Source organism: Enterobacter sp. C3_dUdeg (assembly GCF_057536195.1).
Genome location: NZ_BAAKFX010000013.1, coordinates 1 through 18677, shown reverse-complemented (window position 1 = coordinate 18677; position 18677 = coordinate 1). Strand labels below are relative to the sequence as shown.

Annotated in this window: 16 protein-coding genes and 1 pseudogene; 12 read left to right on the top strand and 5 right to left on the bottom strand. The window is 57.2% G+C overall.

Annotated elements, in window-relative coordinates; genetic code table 11:
* The first annotated feature begins 111 nt into the window (after positions 1-111).
* The 12 genes from nrdH (at position 112) to leuA (ending at position 14390) form a co-directional block, all read left to right on the top strand.
* Positions 112-351 carry a glutaredoxin-like protein NrdH gene (nrdH, locus tag AC27FC_RS20170; RefSeq protein WP_045889183.1) on the top strand — a complete coding sequence of 80 codons (240 nt, stop codon included), beginning with the start codon at positions 112-114 and terminating at the stop codon, positions 349-351.
* On the top strand, positions 348-758 hold the full coding sequence (gene nrdI, locus AC27FC_RS20165; RefSeq protein WP_021241965.1) for a class Ib ribonucleoside-diphosphate reductase assembly flavoprotein NrdI: 411 nt from the start codon (positions 348-350) through the stop codon (positions 756-758). The genes nrdH and nrdI overlap by 4 nt, the downstream gene beginning before the upstream one ends.
* The gene (gene nrdE / locus AC27FC_RS20160) at positions 731-2875 is read left to right on the top strand and encodes a class 1b ribonucleoside-diphosphate reductase subunit alpha (RefSeq protein WP_196355021.1); all 2145 of its coding nucleotides are present in this window, start codon (positions 731-733) and stop codon (positions 2873-2875) included. The genes nrdI and nrdE overlap by 28 nt, the downstream gene beginning before the upstream one ends.
* Before the next feature lie 9 nt (positions 2876-2884).
* The gene (gene nrdF / locus AC27FC_RS20155) at positions 2885-3844 is read left to right on the top strand and encodes a class 1b ribonucleoside-diphosphate reductase subunit beta (protein WP_048979798.1); all 960 of its coding nucleotides are present in this window, start codon (positions 2885-2887) and stop codon (positions 3842-3844) included.
* Between the two features lie 331 nt (positions 3845-4175).
* Positions 4176-5387 carry a glycine betaine/L-proline ABC transporter ATP-binding protein ProV gene (gene proV, locus AC27FC_RS20150; RefSeq protein WP_196355020.1) on the top strand — a complete coding sequence of 404 codons (1212 nt, stop codon included), beginning with the start codon at positions 4176-4178 and terminating at the stop codon, positions 5385-5387.
* A complete protein-coding gene (gene proW, locus AC27FC_RS20145; RefSeq protein WP_094935687.1) occupies positions 5371-6441 on the top strand; it encodes a glycine betaine/L-proline ABC transporter permease ProW in 1071 nt (356 codons plus the stop codon). Before proV ends, proW begins: the two co-directional genes overlap by 17 nt.
* Positions 6442-6450: 9 nt before the next feature.
* Positions 6451-7446, top strand: coding sequence for a glycine betaine/L-proline ABC transporter substrate-binding protein ProX (proX, locus tag AC27FC_RS20140; protein WP_094935686.1), 996 nt, complete (start codon positions 6451-6453; stop codon positions 7444-7446).
* Positions 7447-7660: 214 nt separating this feature from the next.
* Positions 7661-8845, top strand: coding sequence for an MFS transporter (locus tag AC27FC_RS20135; RefSeq protein ID WP_045889178.1), 1185 nt, complete (start codon positions 7661-7663; stop codon positions 8843-8845).
* 313 nt (positions 8846-9158) lie between these two features.
* The gene (gene mprA / locus AC27FC_RS20130) at positions 9159-9689 is read left to right on the top strand and encodes a transcriptional repressor MprA (protein WP_023333174.1); all 531 of its coding nucleotides are present in this window, start codon (positions 9159-9161) and stop codon (positions 9687-9689) included.
* A gap of 126 nt (positions 9690-9815) precedes the next feature.
* Complete coding sequence (gene emrA / locus AC27FC_RS20125; RefSeq protein WP_023308934.1) at positions 9816-10988, top strand: multidrug efflux MFS transporter periplasmic adaptor subunit EmrA; 1173 nt, start codon at positions 9816-9818, stop codon at positions 10986-10988.
* A gap of 16 nt (positions 10989-11004) precedes the next feature.
* Positions 11005-12552, top strand: coding sequence for a multidrug efflux MFS transporter permease subunit EmrB (gene emrB, locus AC27FC_RS20120; protein ID WP_032660391.1), 1548 nt, complete (start codon positions 11005-11007; stop codon positions 12550-12552).
* Positions 12553-12734: 182 nt separating this feature from the next.
* The gene (gene leuA / locus AC27FC_RS20115; RefSeq protein WP_196355019.1) at positions 12735-14390 is read left to right on the top strand and encodes a 2-isopropylmalate synthase; all 1656 of its coding nucleotides are present in this window, start codon (positions 12735-12737) and stop codon (positions 14388-14390) included.
* Here the strand turns inward: leuA and AC27FC_RS20110 are convergent.
* From AC27FC_RS20110 to yqaB, 5 genes and pseudogenes are all read right to left on the bottom strand, one after another.
* Positions 14377-15143: pseudogene (locus AC27FC_RS20110) on the bottom strand (AraC family transcriptional regulator). The gene leuA and the pseudogene AC27FC_RS20110 overlap by 14 nt on opposite strands.
* Positions 15144-15197: 54 nt before the next feature.
* Entirely contained in the window at positions 15198-15713 is a 516-nt protein-coding gene (gene luxS, locus AC27FC_RS20105) for an S-ribosylhomocysteine lyase (RefSeq protein WP_014884972.1), read from the bottom strand.
* A gap of 153 nt (positions 15714-15866) precedes the next feature.
* Positions 15867-17411: a glutamate--cysteine ligase gene (gene gshA, locus AC27FC_RS20100; protein ID WP_023333180.1), complete on the bottom strand. Its 1545-nt coding sequence runs from the start codon at positions 17409-17411 to the stop codon at positions 15867-15869.
* An 83-nt stretch (positions 17412-17494) separates the two neighbouring features.
* Complete coding sequence (locus tag AC27FC_RS20095) at positions 17495-17923, bottom strand: YqaA family protein (protein ID WP_008499541.1); 429 nt, start codon at positions 17921-17923, stop codon at positions 17495-17497.
* Complete coding sequence (gene yqaB / locus AC27FC_RS20090; protein ID WP_032648006.1) at positions 17920-18486, bottom strand: fructose-1-phosphate/6-phosphogluconate phosphatase; 567 nt, start codon at positions 18484-18486, stop codon at positions 17920-17922. The genes AC27FC_RS20095 and yqaB overlap by 4 nt, the downstream gene beginning before the upstream one ends.
* Between the last annotated feature and the right edge of the window lie 191 nt (positions 18487-18677).

Below are 18677 nucleotides of genomic sequence, written 5' to 3'. Positions count from 1 at the left end.
TTGTATGGTTGAAAATTAAGACAACTACATCTAGTATTCCTTTTAGCAAGACATACACAACCCGACGCGATGATTCGCGCCGCACCCTCATTTTAAATGGAAATACGAATCATGAGCATTATTATTTACACTCGTAACGATTGTGTTCAGTGCCACGCGACCAAACGGGCAATGGAAAGCCGTGGCGTGGCGTTTGAAATGGTGAATGTTGACCAGGTCCCCGAGGCCGCAGACACCCTGCGCAAGCAGGGTTTTCGTCAGCTTCCGGTGGTAGTCGCCGGGGAAACAAGCTGGTCTGGCTTCCGCCCGGACATGATTAACCGCCTGAGCGCTCAGGCCGCCCGGGCATGAGTGGGCTGGTTTTCTTCTCCAGCAGCTCGGAAAACACGCTCCGCTTTATTGAGCGCGTCGGGCTGCCTGCGGTGCGCATTCCGCTGAACGAGCGGGAGCGGATCCGGGTAGAGGAACCTTACATTCTGGTGGTGCCCAGCTATGGCGGCGGCGGTACGGCAGGAGCCGTGCCTCGCCAGGTTATCCGCTTTCTGAACGATCCTCATAACCGCGGGCTAATCCGCGGCGTGATCGCGGCGGGGAATCGCAATTTCGGCGATGCCTTTGGCCGCGCCGGGGATGTCATTTCTCAAAAATGCGGCGTGCCGTATCTCTATCGTTTTGAGCTGATGGGGACACAGCAGGACGTCGAAAACGTGCGTAAAGGAGTGAACGAATTTTGGCAACGACAACCGCAGAACGGGTGATTCAGGCGACACCGGATTACCACGCATTAAACGCCATGCTTAACCTCTACGATCGGGAGGGGCGCATTCAGTTCGATAAAGATCGTGAGGCGGTGGACGCCTTTTTTGCCGCCCACGTGCGGCCCAACAGCGTGACGTTTGCGAGCCAGAATGAACGTCTCGACTATCTGGTTAACGAGGGCTACTACGACGCGCGCGTGCTCACCCGCTACGACCGCGCCTTTGTAGTGAAGCTGTTCGAGCGCGCCCACGCCAGCGGCTTTCGTTTCCAGACCTTCCTCGGCGCGTGGAAGTATTACACCAGCTACACCCTGAAGACCTTTGACGGTAAACGCTACTTAGAAAGCTTTGAAGATCGCGTGGCGATGGTGGCGCTAACCCTGGCGCAGGGTGATGAAGCGCTGGCGGAACAGCTCGCCGACGAGATCCTTTCCGGACGCTTCCAGCCCGCCACGCCGACCTTCCTCAACTGCGGCAAAGCCCAGCGCGGCGAGCTGGTCTCCTGCTTCCTGCTGCGTATCGAAGACAATATGGAGTCGATTGGCCGCGCGGTGAACTCGGCGCTGCAGCTTTCCAAACGCGGCGGCGGCGTGGCGTTTCTGCTCTCGAACCTGCGTGAAGCGGGCGCGCCGATCAAGCGCATCGAAAACCAGTCCTCCGGCGTGATCCCGGTGATGAAGATGCTGGAAGATGCCTTCTCCTATGCCAACCAGCTTGGCGCGCGTCAGGGCGCGGGCGCGGTTTACCTGCATGCGCATCATCCGGACATTCTGCGTTTTCTTGATACCAAACGCGAAAACGCCGACGAAAAAATTCGCATCAAAACCCTGTCGCTCGGCGTGGTGATCCCGGATATCGCCTTTAAGCTGGCTAAGGATAATGCCGAGATGGCGCTCTTCTCGCCATACGACATCGAGCGTATTTACGGCAAAGCGTTTGGCGACGTGGCCATCAGCGAACTTTATGACGAACTGGTGGCCGACGATCGCATTCGCAAAAAAAACATCAACGCCCGCGATTTCTTCCAGCGGCTGGCGGAGATCCAGTTTGAGTCCGGCTATCCGTACATCATGTATGAGGATACGGTGAACCGCGCGAACCCGATTGCCGGGCGTATCAACATGAGCAACCTGTGCTCGGAGATTTTGCAGGTCAACAGCGCGTCAGCCTACGACGAGAACCTGGACTACGCGGACATCGGCAAGGATATCTCCTGCAACCTCGGGTCGCTGAATATTGCCCACACCATGGATTCCCCCGACTTTGGCCGCACGGTGGAGACCGCCATTCGCGGGCTGACGGCGGTATCGGACATGAGCCACATCCGCAGCGTGCCGTCTATTGAAGCGGGCAACGCCGCATCGCACGCCATCGGGCTGGGGCAGATGAACCTGCACGGCTATCTGGCGCGGGAAGGCATCGCCTACGGCAGCCCGGAAGGGCTGGATTTCACCAACCTCTATTTCTACACCATTACCTGGCACGCGCTGCACACCTCGATGATGCTGGCGCGCGAGCGCAACCAGCGGTTCGCGGGCTTTGAGCAGTCCCGCTACGCCAGCGGGGAATATTTCAGCCAGTATCTGGAAGGCGACTGGCAGCCGAAAACCGAAAAAGTGCGCGAACTGTTTGCCCGCGCGGGGATTAACCTGCCGACGCGCGAGATGTGGCAGCAGCTGCGAGACGAGGTGATGCGCTACGGCATTTATAACCAGAACCTACAGGCCGTCCCGCCGACCGGATCGATTTCCTACATCAACCACGCCACGTCGAGCATTCACCCGATCGTGTCGAAAATTGAAATTCGTAAGGAAGGCAAAACCGGGCGCGTTTACTACCCTGCCCCGTTTATGACCAATGAGAACCTGGCGCTGTATCAGGACGCGTATGAGATCGGCCCGGAGAAAATCATCGATACCTACGCGGAGGCGACAAAACATGTGGATCAGGGGCTGTCGCTGACGCTGTTCTTCCCGGACACCGCCACCACGCGGGATATCAACAGAGCGCAAATCTACGCCTGGAAGAAAGGCATCAAAACGCTCTACTACATTCGCCTGCGCCAGCTTGCGCTGGAAGGCACCGAAATCGAAGGCTGCGTGTCCTGCGCGCTGTAAGGAGAAAGGATGAAACTGTCACGCGTGAGTGCCGTTAACTGGAACAAAATCCAGGACGATAAAGACCTGGAGGTATGGAACCGCCTGACCAGCAACTTCTGGCTGCCGGAAAAGGTTCCGCTCTCCAACGATATTCCGGCCTGGCAAACGCTCGGCCACGCCGAACAGCAGCTGACGATCCGCGTCTTTACTGGCCTGACGCTGCTGGACACCATTCAGAATACCGTCGGTGCACCGGCTCTGATGAGCGACGCGCTGACGCCGCACGAAGAGGCGGTGATGTCGAACATCAGCTTTATGGAGGCGGTGCATGCCCGCTCCTACAGCTCTATTTTCTCGACCCTGTGCCAGACCAAAGACGTGGACGCGGCCTACGCCTGGAGTGAAGAGAGCGAGTCACTACAGAGAAAGGCGGAGCTGGTTCTGGAATATTACCGCGCCGACGAGCCGCTGAAGAAGAAGATCGCCAGCGTGTTCCTGGAATCTTTTCTCTTCTATTCCGGCTTCTGGCTGCCCATGTACTGGTCGAGCCGGGGCAAGCTCACCAACACCGCCGATTTGATTCGGCTCATCATTCGCGATGAAGCGGTGCACGGGTATTACATTGGCTATAAGTATCAGAAAGGGCTGGAGAAAATCAGCGAGGCGAAGCGCGAGGAGCTTAAAGGCTTTGCGCTCGATTTGCTGATGGATCTGTACGACAACGAGCTGAGCTATACGGAGGAACTCTACGCCGGCACCGGCTGGGAGGACGACGTGAAGGCCTTCCTCTGCTACAACGCCAACAAGGCGCTGATGAACCTGGGCTACGACGCGCTTTTCCCGCCGGAGATGGCGGAGGTGAACCCGGCGATTCTGGCCGCGCTGTCGCCCAATGCCGACGAAAACCACGATTTCTTCTCGGGATCTGGCTCATCGTATGTGATGGGCAAAGCGGTGGAAACCGAGGATGAAGACTGGGATTTTTAATGAACGCTAACGTTCGTTAATTTAATATAATCCCAACAATTCCCTCTCCAATATTTAAAAAACAACTACACTGTAATTTCAACGTCATATTCGCCTGAATGATTCCGGTTCAGGCGAAATTTCCCGATGCAGCAGCAAAAAATTGAGAAAAATTCAAACCGCCCTCAGCCCTTTATTCATGGGAAATTCAGCCGTTTCGCTTACTTCAAAATTCCGCCCTTAGCCCGACTCAGGGTTGCCTCAGATTCTCAGTATGTTAGGGTTATGCCCGTTAACAATTTACCATGGTAATCATATCGGCATAAACAAATAACAGGACACTCTCTATTGCATGGCAATTAAATTAGAAGTGAAAAATCTTTATAAAGTATTTGGCGAGCACCCGCAGCGCGCATTCAAATATATTGAGAAAGGCCTTACGAAAGAGCAAATTCTGGAAAAAACCGGGCTATCGCTTGGCGTGAAAAACGCCAGTCTGGCCATTGAAGAAGGCGAGATTTTTGTCATCATGGGGTTATCCGGTTCGGGTAAATCCACTATGGTTCGCCTTCTCAATCGCCTGATTGAACCCACCCGCGGGCAGGTGCTGATTGACGGCGTGGATATCGCCAGAATATCAGACGCAGAGCTTCGCGAGGTGCGCAGAAAGAAGATTGCGATGGTGTTTCAGTCATTCGCGCTGATGCCGCATTTGACGGTGCTGGATAATGCCGCTTTCGGCATGGAATTAGCCGGCACGCCGGCTCAGGAACGTCAGGAAAAAGCCCTTGATGCCCTGCGTCAGGTCGGGCTGGAAAATTATGCGCATGCGTACCCGGATGAACTTTCCGGCGGTATGCGTCAGCGCGTGGGATTAGCCCGTGCATTAGCCATTAATCCAGACATATTATTAATGGATGAAGCCTTCTCCGCCCTCGATCCATTAATTCGCACCGAGATGCAGGATGAGCTGGTAAAATTACAGGCTAAACATCAGCGAACGATTGTCTTTATTTCCCACGATCTGGATGAAGCCATGCGTATTGGCGACCGCATTGCCATTATGCAAAACGGTGAAGTGGTGCAGGTCGGCACGCCGGATGAAATTCTCAATAATCCGGCGAACGATTATGTCCGCACCTTCTTCCGCGGCGTGGATATTAGCCAGGTCTTTAGCGCCAAAGATATTGCTCGTCGAACGCCAAACGGCATTATCCGTAAAACGCCAGGCTTCGGCCCGCGCTCGGCGCTGAAGCTGCTGCAGGATGAAGACCGTGAATACGGTTATCTGGTTGAACGCGGCAATAAATTTGTTGGCATTGTCTCCATCGACTCCCTGAAAACGGCTCTCACTGAGAACCAGGGAATCGATACGGCGTTAATTGACGCTCCGCTTGCCGTGGACGCCGAAACGCCGCTCAGCGAGTTGCTTTCTCACGTGGGCCAGGCGCCGTGCGCCGTGCCGGTCGTGGGTGAGGAACAACAGTACGTCGGCATCATCTCAAAAAGGATGCTGCTGCAGGCTTTAGATCGCGAGGGGGCAAACAATGACCGATCAATCTAACCCGTGGGGCGCCACTGAGGCAGCGGACAGCGCTGCACAATCCACCGACGCGTGGGGTTCCACGCCCGCTCCTGCCGATGGCGGCGGCGCGGCAGACTGGCTCAACAGCGCACCCGTGCCTGCGCCAGAACACTTCAACATCATGGATCCGTTCCATAAAACGCTGATCCCGCTGGACAGCTGGGTTACGGAAGGGATCGACTGGGTGGTCACCCACTTCCGTCCGGTCTTCCAGGGGATCCGCGTCCCGGTGGATTACATCCTGAACGGCTTCCAGCAGCTGATGCTGGGCATGCCGGCGCCGGTGGCGATTATCCTGTTCTCCCTGATCGCCTGGCAGTTCGGTAGCGCGGGCATGGGGCTCGCCACGCTGATCTCTCTGATCGCTATCGGCGCGATTGGCGCGTGGTCGCAGGCGATGATCACCCTGGCGCTGGTGCTGACCGCCCTGCTCTTTTGCATTGTCATCGGCCTGCCGATGGGGATCTGGCTGGCGCGCAGCCCGCGAGCGGCGAAGATAATTCGTCCCCTGCTGGATGCGATGCAGACCACCCCGGCGTTCGTCTATCTGGTGCCTATCGTGATGCTGTTCGGCATCGGCAACGTGCCGGGGGTGGTAGTGACCATTATCTTCGCCCTGCCGCCGATTATTCGTCTGACCATTCTGGGGATTAACCAGGTACCTGCGGACCTGATCGAAGCGTCACGCTCGTTCGGCGCCAGTCCGCGCCAGATGCTGTTTAAGGTTCAGCTTCCGCTGGCTATGCCGACCATCATGGCGGGCGTTAACCAGACGCTGATGCTGGCCCTGTCGATGGTAGTCATTGCCTCGATGATCGCCGTTGGCGGACTGGGTCAGATGGTGCTGCGCGGCATTGGCCGTCTCGATATGGGGCTGGCCACCGTCGGCGGCGTCGGCATTGTGATCCTCGCCATTATCCTTGACCGCCTGACCCAGGCCGTCGGTCGTGATTCACGCAGTCGCGGCAACCGTCGCTGGTATACGACCGGTCCTGTCGGGTTACTCACCCGCCCTTTCACGAAATCAAAATAAGGAACAACGATGCGACATAACGTACTTCTTGCCACAGCGTTTGCCACCCTTGTCTCCACCAGCGCGTTTGCGGCTGACCTGCCTGGCAAAGGCATTACCGTACAGCCGGTGCAGAGCACCATTTCGGAAGAGAGCTTCCAGACCCTGATCGTCAGCCGCGCGCTGGAGAAGCTGGGCTACACGGTTAACACGCCGAGCGAAGTAGATTACAACGTGGGCTACACCTCGATTGCCTCCGGTGACGCCACCTTTACCGCCGTCAACTGGCAGCCGCTGCACGACGACATGTATGCCGCCGCCGGCGGTGACAAGAAGTTCTATCGCGAAGGGACCTTCGTGACGGGTGCGGCGCAGGGGTATCTGATTGACAAGAAAACTGCGGACCAGTACCACATCACCAATATTGAACAGCTGAAAGATCCGAAGATCGCCAAACTGTTCGACACCAACGGTGACGGCAAGGCCGACATGATGGGCTGCTCGCCGGGGTGGGGCTGTGAAGCGGTGATTAACCACCAGAACAAAGCATTCGATCTGGCGAAAACGGTCGACGTGAGCCACGGCAACTATTCAGCGATGATGGCCGACACCATTGCCCGCTTCAAAGAGGGTAAACCGGTGATCTACTACACCTGGACGCCGTACTGGGTGAGCGACGTGCTGAAGCCGGGCAAAGACGTGGTGTGGCTGCAGGTGCCGTTCTCCTCCCTGCCGGGCGAGCAGAAAGATATCGACACCAAGCTGCCGAACGGCATGAACTACGGCTTCCCGGTGAACACCATGCATATCGTGGCTAACAAAGCCTGGGCGGAGAAAAACCCGGCGGCGGCGAAGCTGTTCTCGGTGATGAAGCTGCCGCTGGCGGACATCAATGCCCAGAACGCAATGATGCATGCGGGCAAATCGTCTGAAGCGGATGTGAAAGGCCACGTTGACGGCTGGATCAAAGCCCACCAGCAGCAGTTTGACGGCTGGGTGAAAGAGGCGCTTGAAGCGCAGAAGTAAAAACAAAACCCTACCCCTCACCCTAACCCTCTCCCAGAGGGAGAGGGCACGATGACCTCCCTCTCCCCTTGGGAGAGGGCCGGGGTGAGGGGATCAAACCGCACAATCCCCCTAAACCGCACAATACATCACCCAACAATCCCCCAACTTTCACAATCATTAGCTATTATGGTTTCCGGAAAAATAATCACTCAACTAACGATTCCTGAAACTAATGACAAAAACAACTCAAGGGCTTAGCCCCGCACTCATCCTTTTAATGTCCGTGGCAACGGGTCTGGCGGTCGCCAGCAACTATTACGCGCAGCCTCTTCTCGACACCATCGCCCGCGCGTTCAATCTCTCCGCCAGCTCCGCAGGCTTTATCGTCACCGCTGCACAGCTGGGCTATGCCGCCGGGCTGCTGTTCCTGGTGCCGCTCGGCGATATGTTTGAACGCCGAATGCTGATCGTCTCCATGACCCTGCTGGCCGCCGGTGGGATGCTGATCACCGCCAGCAGCCAGTCGCTGACGATGATGATCGTCGGTACCGCGCTAACGGGGCTGTTCTCCGTGGTGGCGCAAATCCTGGTCCCGCTCGCCGCGACCCTCGCCTCCCCGGAAAAACGCGGCAAGGTGGTGGGCACCATCATGAGCGGCCTGCTGCTGGGGATTTTGCTGGCGCGTACCGTTGCAGGGCTGCTGGCAAGCCTCGGCGGCTGGCGCACCGTATACTGGGTGGCGAGCGTGCTGATGGTCGTCATGGCGCTGGCGCTGTGGCGCGGGCTGCCAAAAGTGAAGCAGGAAAACCACCTGAACTATCCTCAGCTGCTGGCCTCCGTTTTCAGCCTGTTTACGCAGGACAAGCTTCTGCGTACCCGCGCCCTGCTGGGCTGTTTCACCTTCGCTAACTTCAGCATTCTCTGGACGTCAATGGCGTTTCTGCTGGCCGCGCCGCCGTTCAATTATTCCGAAGGGGTGATTGGCCTGTTCGGCCTGGCCGGTGCCGCAGGCGCGCTGGGGGCACGCCCCGCTGGCGGGCTGGCCGACAAGGGCAAATCCCACCTGACCACCTCCGCAGGGCTGGTTTTACTTCTGCTCTCCTGGGCGGCGATCTGGTACGGACACATCTCGGTGCTGGCGCTGATCGTCGGTATCCTGGTGCTCGATCTCACCGTTCAGGGCGTTCACATCACCAATCAGACCGTCATCTATCGCGTGAAGCCAGAGGCGCGTAACCGCCTTACGGCCGGATACATGACCAGCTACTTCATCGGCGGCGCGGCGGGTTCACTCATTTCAGCGTCGGCGTGGCAGCATGCGGGCTGGTCGGGGGTATGCGCGATCGGGGCCATCGTCGCCACCCTCAACCTGCTAGTATGGTGGCGCGGTTATCACCGTCAGGATGCAATTAACTAACATTTACATTGAGTTGCCCTCTTAGGGTGTTAAGAGGCCCTTCACTCTGTTAATGTAAACGTAATCATTTATCCCAGAAATTTTAATGTGGGTGACATATTTACAATCGGCATGAATAGTTCAGACCCCCGTCCTCACATCCTCTCTTCAGCGGGTTCACACCCAACGCTTTCTGTGCTCACCGGGTCACGGACTTACCCGGCGCTTTCTGATGGTGACATAAGTTTGGCGGATATAACCGCACAAATAATTCATTTACATTATTTGTCACTATCGTTACTATATCGGCTGTAATTAATGAGGTTATGCCCAAATGGATAGTTCGTTTACGCCCATTGAACAAATGCTTAAATTCCGCGCCAGTCGCCATGAGGACTTCCCGTATCAGGAAATCCTGCTGACTCGCCTGTGCATGCACATGCAGGGTAAGCTACTGGAAAACCGTAATAAAATGCTGAAAGCTCAAGGGATTAACGAGACGTTGTTTATGGCGTTGATTACGCTGGAGTCTCAGGAAAATCACAGCATTCAGCCTTCCGAACTGAGCTGCGCGCTGGGCTCCTCCCGTACCAATGCGACCCGAATTGCCGATGAACTCGAAAAGCGCGGCTGGATTGAGCGCCGTGAAAGCGACAACGATCGCCGCTGCCTGCATCTGCAACTGACCGATAAAGGTCACCAGTTCCTGCGCGAGGTGCTGCCACCTCAGCACAATTGCCTGCACAAACTCTGGTCTGTACTCAGCACCGCCGAGCGCGACCAGCTTGAGCACATCACTCGCAAGCTGCTCACCCGTCTGGACCAGATGGATGAAGACGGCGCCGTTCTTGAGGCGCTGCGCTAACGCGACGACACGCTCACCATTCCAGATTCATAAGAAAACCGACAGGCCAGCACGTCACAGTGCTGGCCTTTCTGACAACAGGTCGGCTCAGCCGATGTGAAAATAAGAAGATCGTGGAGAACAACAATGAGCGCAAATGCGGAGAGCACTACCCCGCAGCAACCGGCCAACAAGAAAGGCAAACGTAAGAGCGCCCTTCTTCTGTTGACCTTGCTCTTTATCATTATTGCCGTGGCATATGGGATCTATTGGTTTTTAGTACTGCGTCATGCTGAAGAGACTGACGACGCGTACGTGGCAGGGAACCAGGTACAAATTATGGCGCAGGTGTCGGGCAGCGTGACGAAAGTCTGGGCTGACAATACCGACTTTGTGCAAAAAGGCGATGTGTTGGTGACCCTCGATCCAACCGACGCCCAGCAGGCGTTTGAAAAAGCACAGACCGCGCTGGCCTCCAGCGTCCGTCAGACCCGCCAGCTGATGATCAACAGCAAACAGCTGCAGGCCAACATCGACGTGCAGAAAACGGCGCTGGCGCAGGCGCAGAGCGACCTGAACCGCCGCGTACCGCTCGGCACGGCTAACCTGATTGGCCGTGAAGAGCTGCAGCACGCCCGCGATGCCGTTGCCAGCGCTCAGGCACAGCTGGATGTGGCCATTCAGCAGTACAACGCCAACCAGGCGATGGTGCTGGGCACCAGCCTGGAAAACCAGCCTGCCGTACAGCAGGCGGCGACCGAAGTGCGCAACGCGTGGCTTGCCCTGCAGCGTACCAAAATCGTCAGCCCGATGACCGGCTATGTCTCCCGTCGTTCCGTCCAGCCAGGGGCGCAGATTAGCCCAACCACGCCGCTGATGGCGGTCGTGCCGGCAGACAATCTGTGGGTAGACGCCAACTTTAAAGAGACGCAGCTTGCCCATATGCGTATCGGCCAGAGCGCGACGGTTGTCAGCGACATCTATGGCGATGACGTGAAGTACACCGGTAAAGTGGTCGGCCTGGACATGGGGACCGGCAGCGCCTTCTCCCTGCTGCCTGCGCAAAACGCCACCGGTAACTGGATCAAAGTGGTTCAGCGTCTGCCCGTGCGTATTGAGCTGGATGCCAAACAGCTGGCGGATCACCCGCTGCGTATCGGCCTCTCTACGCTGGTAACGGTCGACACCGCCAACCGCGACGGTCAGATCCTGGCAAGCCAGGTGCGCAGCAGCCCGGCTTATGAAAGTAACGCCCGTGAAATTAGCCTCGATCCGGTCAACAAGCTGATCGATGACATCGTGAAGGCAAACGCCGGTTAATCCGAAGGTGAGCGTTATGCAACAGCAAAAGCCGCAAAAACCGCTGGAAGGCGCGCAGCTGGTCATTATGACCATCGCGCTGTCGCTGGCGACATTCATGCAGGTGCTGGACTCCACCATCGCAAACGTAGCGATCCCGACCATCGCCGGTAACCTTGGCTCGTCGCTGAGCCAGGGGACCTGGGTCATTACCTCGTTTGGGGTGGCAAACGCCATCTCCATTCCGATTACCGGCTGGCTGGCAAAGCGCGTCGGTGAAGTGAAGCTGTTCCTCTGGTCAACGGTATTGTTCGTTCTTGCCTCCTGGGCGTGCGGCATGTCCAGCAGCCTGACGATGCTGATTTTCTTCCGCGTCATTCAGGGGATTGTCGCCGGGCCGCTGATCCCGCTGTCGCAGAGCTTACTGCTGAACAACTACCCGCCAGCCAAACGCTCGATTGCGCTGGCGCTGTGGTCAATGACCGTGATTGTCGCGCCGATTTGCGGGCCTATCTTAGGCGGCTATATCAGCGACAACTATCACTGGGGCTGGATCTTCTTCATCAACGTACCGATTGGCGCCCTCGTGGTAATGCTGACGCTCCAGTCGCTGCGCGGCAGAGAAACCCGTACGGAACAGCGGCGTATCGACGCCATTGGTCTGGCACTGCTGGTTGTCGGCATCGGTAGCCTGCAGGTCATGCTCGACCAGGGCAAAGAGCTGGACTGGTTCAACTCCAGGGAGATCATCATCCTGACGATTGTCGCGGTGGTGTCGCTGAGCTTCCTGATTGTCTGGGAGCTGACGGACGATAACCCGATAGTCGACCTGTCGCTGTTTAAGTCGCGAAACTTCACCATAGGCTGTCTGTGTATCAGCCTCGCCTACATGCTCTACTTCGGCGCGATTGTACTGCTGCCGCAGCTGTTGCAGGAGGTATATGGCTACACCGCAACCTGGGCAGGTTTAGCCTCGGCGCCGGTTGGATTGATTCCGGTTCTGCTGTCGCCGATTATTGGCCGCTTCGCCCACAAGCTCGACATGCGCCGGCTGGTGACGTTCAGCTTTATCATGTACGCCGTGTGCTTCTACTGGCGCGCGTATACGTTCGAACCGGGAATGGACTTTGGCGCGTCCGCGTGGCCGCAGTTTATTCAGGGCTTTGCCGTGGCGTGCTTCTTTATGCCACTGACCACCATCACGCTTTCCGGTTTACCGCCTGAGCGCATGGCGGCCGCATCGAGCCTGTCGAACTTTACGCGAACGCTGGCGGGCTCGATAGGTACGTCGATCACCACCACCCTGTGGACGAACCGTGAATCGATGCACCATGCCCAGCTGACCGAAGCGGTGAACCCGTTCAACCCGAACTCTCAGCAGATGTACAACCAGCTGCAGGGAATGGGTATGACGGAGCAGCAGGCGTCCGGCTGGATTGCCCAGCAGATCACCAACCAGGGGCTGATTATCTCGGCCAACGAGATTTTCTGGATATCGGCGGGGATCTTTATCGTCCTGCTGGGGCTGGTATGGTTTGCTAAACCACCGTTTGGCGCCGGTAGCGGCGGCGGTGGCGCGCACTAGTCCTGTGACAGTTGCCCGGTGGCGCTTCGCTTACCGGGCCTACGAACGTAGGCCGGATAAGGCGTAGCCGCCATCCGGCAAAAAACCGCACCGTGTCCAGAACGCGACAGCGATTGACAGTGTCGATAAAGCAGCGCTCCTGAAATCCATTCACGATAGTGAAAAGACAACAGGAGCGCATCATGCTGAACACACCCGCCGACAAGTACCAACCCTATCCGACCCTTTCCCTGCCCGACCGCCGCTGGCCGGAGCAACGCATTACCCGCGCGCCGCGCTGGCTCTCAACCGACTTACGCGACGGCAACCAGGCCCTTGCCGAGCCGATGGACAGCACCCGCAAGCTGCAGTTCTGGGATCTGCTGCTGGGCTGCGGATTCAAAGAAATTGAGGTGGCTTTCCCATCCGCCTCGCAGACCGACTTCAACTTCGTTCGCCAGCTGATTGAAGAGAACCGCATCCCGGATGACGTCACGATTCAGGTATTAACCCAGGCGCGGGAAGATCTCATCCATCGCACTTTCGAATCCCTGCGCGGTGCGAAACAGGCCACCGTCCATCTGTATAACGCCACCGCCCCGCTGTTCCGCCGCCTGGTGTTCGGCATGGAAAAAGCGCAAATCGTTGAGCTGGCGACGCGATCCACGCGGCTTATTCGTCAGCTGTGTGAAGAGAACCCGGACACTCGCTGGCAGTATGAGTATTCCCCGGAGACCTTCTGCTTTACCGAGCCGGAGTTTGCGCTGGAGATCTGTGAAGCCGTGGCGGAGATCTGGCTGCCGTGCGACGAACGGCCCATGGTGATCAACTTACCGGCCACCGTCGAAGTGAGCACGCCGAACGTCTATGCCGACCAGATCGAGTATTTCTGTCGCCACTTCAGCCGCCGCCGGGATGTCTGCATCAGCGTGCATCCGCATAACGACCGCGGTACCGGCGTCGCCAGCGCCGAGCTGGCCGTGATGGCGGGGGCAGACCGCGTGGAGGGCTGTCTGTTTGGTAACGGCGAGCGCACGGGCAACGTCTGCCTGGTGACGCTGGCGATGAACCTCTACAGTCAGGGCGTCAGCCCGAATCTCGACTTTAGCGATATGAACCGGATCGTGGAAGTGGTGGAAGTCTGCAACCAGCTGCCGGTGCATCCGCGCCACCCGTGGGCCGGACGGCTGGCCTATACCGCTTTCTCCGGCTCGCACCAGGACGCGATCAAAAAAGGTTTTGATGCCCGCAGGCCTGGCGAGCGCTGGGAGATGCCGTATCTGCCGGTCGATCCGCAGGATATCGGCTGCACCTACGAAGCGGTGATCCGCGTAAACAGCCAGTCAGGGAAAAGCGGCAGCGCGTGGCTCATCGAACAGAATCATGGCCTGAAATTACCCCGCGCCCTGCAGCAGGATTTCAGCCAGCACGTGCAGCAGGAAACCGATCGCCACGGAAAAGAGATGACGCAGAATGCGCTGTGGCAGCTGTTCCGCACCCGCTACGGCCTGGTAGCCACGCCGCAGTTTGCGCTGCAATCCTACCGCAGCGACAGCCAGCAGGACGGCCAGCTGCGTTTGACGGCAAGCATCGCTACGCAGGGGGGAACGCGTCAGCTGGAAGGTCAGGGTAACGGTCTGCTCTCCGCCGCCGCTCACGGCTTAAGCCGCTGGGTCAACGCCCCGTTCGTGATTAAGGATTATCACGAGCATACGTTAGGCGAACGCAGCGACAGCCGCTCGGTGGCCTACATCCGCTGCCTGTTCCAGGACGGCAGCAGCCGCTGGGGCGTGGGCATCGACAGCGACGTGGCGCGCGCGTCGCTTCAGGCGCTCTTAAACGCCGTCAGTCGTTCTTAAAGTAATCGCTGGGTGAGACACGCCCATCACCCGGCGAAACATTGCCGTAAAGGCGCTGTGGCTGCCGTAACCCAGTTCCAGCGCCACGCGCAGCACTGGCTGGCCCTGCGCCAGCCGCACTAAGGCTTCCAGCAGGCGCGCCCTTCTCAACCACTCGCCGTAGCTTAATCCCGTCTGCTGCTGAAAATGGCGGTTCAGGGTGCGCTCGCTCACGTTCATCATGCTCGCGGCCTGCGCGCTGCTCCAGCTCTCCCCCGCGTTTTGCCGGATTTGCAAACACAGGTGACGTAACGCCTCGCTTTCCGGCTCCGGCAGATGAAACGGCAGCACAGGCATAGTGCGGATTTCATCGAGAATGAGTTCATAGACGCGTTCATCCCGGCTGCCGGGCGAGTACGATTCAGGTAAAGCAAGGGAGACGAGGATCAGCTCGCGCAACAGCGGCGCGATCTGCACGATCTGACAGGTGGCCGGGAGATCGGCCCGCGCCAGCGGATCGATAAACAGCGTTCGCGCCGCCACGTTGCCGGTGATGCGAAGCGAGTGGCGAGTCCCCGCCGGTAGCCAGACGCCGCGACCGGGAGGAACAACCCAACAGCCCGAAGCCGTATCGACCCGTACCACGCCGCTCAGGGTGTGCAACAGCTGCGCGCAGTCGTGCTCATGCCACGGCTCGCTGTCACCATGAACGTAATCATGGGCAAACGGAACGAGGGGACGATGGGTAAAGGAGAATGTTGAGGTTGTGGTCATGGGGTTAAACCACCCTCACCCTACCCTCTCCCGGAGGGAGAGGGAAAAGGTGCACTAGATGTGCAGTTCCTGCAGTTTTTCTTTTGGCAGGGCCAGCTCTTCGTTGCTGTTCACGCGAACATCACGCTCGATGATGTGACGCGCGATGTCCTGCGCTTCTTCCAGAGAGTGCATCTGGTAAGTACCGCACTGGTAAACGTTCAGCTCAGGGATCTGGTTCTGCTCTTTCACCTTCAGCACGTCTTCCATCGCCGCTTTCCACGCATCAGCGACGCGTTTCTCTTCCGGCTGGCCAATCAGGCTCATGTAGAAACCGGTACGGCAGCCCATCGGAGAGATGTCGATGATCTCAACGCCGTTGCCGTTCAGATGGTCACGCATGAAACCGGCGAACAGGTGTTCCAGGGTATGAATGCCTTTCTCTGGCATCACTTCTTTATTTGGCACGCAGAAACGCAGATCGAAGACGGTGATCGTGTCGCCGTGCGGGGTGTGCATGGTCTTCGCCACGCGTACTGCAGGTGCTTCCATACGGGTATGGTCGACAGTAAAGCTATCTAATAACGGCATACGTCACCTCCGACAGTGATTTTTTTTAAAATAAACTGAACTCTTCTACAGAATGCACGTCTGAGTATATGAAAGACGCGCATTTGTTATCATCATCCCTGAATTCAGAGATGTATATTTTGGCCACAGCGATGTGGCCTTTTTCTTTTCTGCTTAAGCCTGCTTCGCCAGAAACGCCTCAAACGACTCGGTATCCGCCGCTTCAACCTCTTTCTGACGCACCACGGACGCATCGCGTTCCGCGACAAAATCCGCTTCGCTCAGCACTTCTAACGGCTCCTGCATCAGCATCTCGCGGTACTCCGCTGAGAGTGAACGCCCGGTGCCGCCAATGCCCTGATCGATCATAGAACGCAGAATACGCGCTGAGAACGTCAGTTCCGGATTATCAAAACATTCCACCAGCTGGTCGCAGATCTGTTGATACGCGTCGCCGCCGTCAATGCTGTCCATTGTGCGGGCAACACGCTTCAGATCGCGGAACAGATCTTTGCCGACTTTGGTCAGCGGGAACTGTGCCGTTTCGCAGCCGATACCCAGCGTCAGGCCCGGCTTACGCCCTTCCAGAATCACGCGATTCCAGTTTGTACGGGTACAGAGCAGTTCGTCTGAACTCATTTCCGGCGCATCCGCCAGCACGCACCAGACCATAAACAGATCCAGGAAGCGAATCTGCTGCTCATCAACGCCAATCGGTGAGAACGGGTTGATATCCAGCGAACGCACTTCAATGTATTCGATCCCGCCGCGCTGCAGCGCATCCGACGGGGTTTCACCGCTGCGCGTTACGCGCTTAGGACGGATAGGCGCATACAGCTCGTTTTCAATCTGCAGCACATTGCTGTTGATTTGCAGGCGCTTGCCGTCTTTTTCGAGGCCGATTTTCTCGTACTCTTCCGACGGGGTTTTGATCGCCCGCTTCAATCCTGCCACATATTCGTGCAATTCGTTAAACGTAATACCGAGATTGCTTTGCGATTTATTGGTATAACCGAGATCGCTCAGGCGCAGAGAGGTGGCGTACGGGAGATAGTACATTCCGCACTCGGTCTTCTCGAACGGCAGCGTGGTCGGTTTCCCCTGCAGGAACGAAGAACAGATCGCCGGGGAAGCACCAAACAGATACGGGATCACCCAGCCGAAACGGTAATAGTTGCGGATCAGGCGGAAGTAGCCTTCAGAGATCGCGTCTTTATCCGTTTCACCGCATTTCGCCTGCCAGAACGCCATTGGCAGCGAGAAGTTGTAATGCACGCCCGAGATCGTCTGCATCAACGCGCCGTAGCGGTTTTTCAGCCCTTCGCGATAGAGCGTTTTCAGCCGGCCGATATTTGACGTGCCGTACTGCGCCAGCTCAATCTCCTGGCCCTGCTCGATATAGCACGGCATGCTGAGGGGCCACATACGTTCGTCGCCCATGTTGCGCGCGGTGTAGCGATGGATATCGCGCATGATCGTCAGCATATGATCAATATCACCCTCTACTGGCGTGATGAACTCCAGCAGTGCCTCAGCGAAATCGGTTGTGATCCATTTATGTGTCAGCGCCGAGCCTAACGCCTTCGGGTGACCCGTCGTCGCTAAGCTACCGTCCGCGTTAACGCGCAGCGTTTCACGCTCAAGACCACGCTGAATACCCTTCAATGCCTGAGGGTGGTTTTCCAGCCAGGCCAGCGCCTGAGATACGTCCGGGATCAAATTGACCTCCCGCCTGTCAAAGTAATGTTACTCAGCATAATTGTAATGGTTGACGATTGAAGGTCGCGTATTCATTCCACCAATTAGTGCCACCACGTCATACCCTGTAGTGTTGCCCACGCCACGAGAACATAGCGCAACGCCTTGCCAAGGCACAAAAAAAAGAGCACCGGTCCCCAGGAGATGCGCATCCATCCCGCCAGCAGACACAGTAAATCGCCTATTACAGGCATCCAGCTTAATAACAGCGTGGCAGCGCCATAGCGTTTTAGCCAGCCGACTGCCTTTTCCTGCCAGCGCGATTTTTCGCGCAGCGGAAAGAAACGCCCAAGAATAACGTTAGTCAGCCCTCCAAGGCTATTACCCATTGTTGCTATTAATACAAGCAGCCAGGGCTGACTCACGCCGGACAACAGCATCGCCACCAGCACCACTTCCGAATTTCCCGGTAACAGCGTGGCGCTTAAAAAACTGCTGGCGAATAATGAGGCAAGTGACAGCGCGTCACTCACAGTAAGCGCACATCCACCGCATCCATTCCGGCATCACGCGCGGCCTGAATGCCGAAATCGGCGTCTTCAAACACGACACATTTTGCCGCCGGGACGCCCATTAATTCTGCGCAAAGCAGGAAGGTGTCCGGTGCGGGCTTGTGATGTTTAACATGATCGGCGGCGACCACGGCAGAAAAATAGTGGCGCAGGCCAAGATGGTTGAGCAAAGCTTCTGCAATCGCGCTTTCGCTCCCGGTTCCTACCGACATCGGGCGGCGCCCGTGCCACTCTTTTACCACATCAATCAGCGGCAGAGGGCGTACGGTATCTAAAAGCATGGCTTTTACCGCATCGGTTTTTTCGCGCGCGAGCAGGTGCGGGTCGAGATCGGCCTGATTCAGTTCAATCACGGCCTGCGCAATACGCCAGGTGGGGGATCCGTTGAGGGCAATCATCGCCTGAAGATCGAAACGCATGCCGTAGCGACCCAGGACGTCAGTCCAGGCTTGACGATGCGTGGGTTCGGTATCCAGGAGAGTGCCGTCCATATCGAAGATCAAACCGTCATACTGTGCGTACATCGTGCTCTCGCTAAACGATTAACAAAGCATTACTTTATCGTAAATGGTGATTTTTGTCGCTGACTGAGAGTGTGATTACTGACGGAACGTCGAAGGAATAAACAAAGAAGGAAAAGATGGTGCATCCGGGAGGATTCGAACCTCCGACCGCTCGGTTCGTAGCCGAGTACTCTATCCAGCTGAGCTACGGA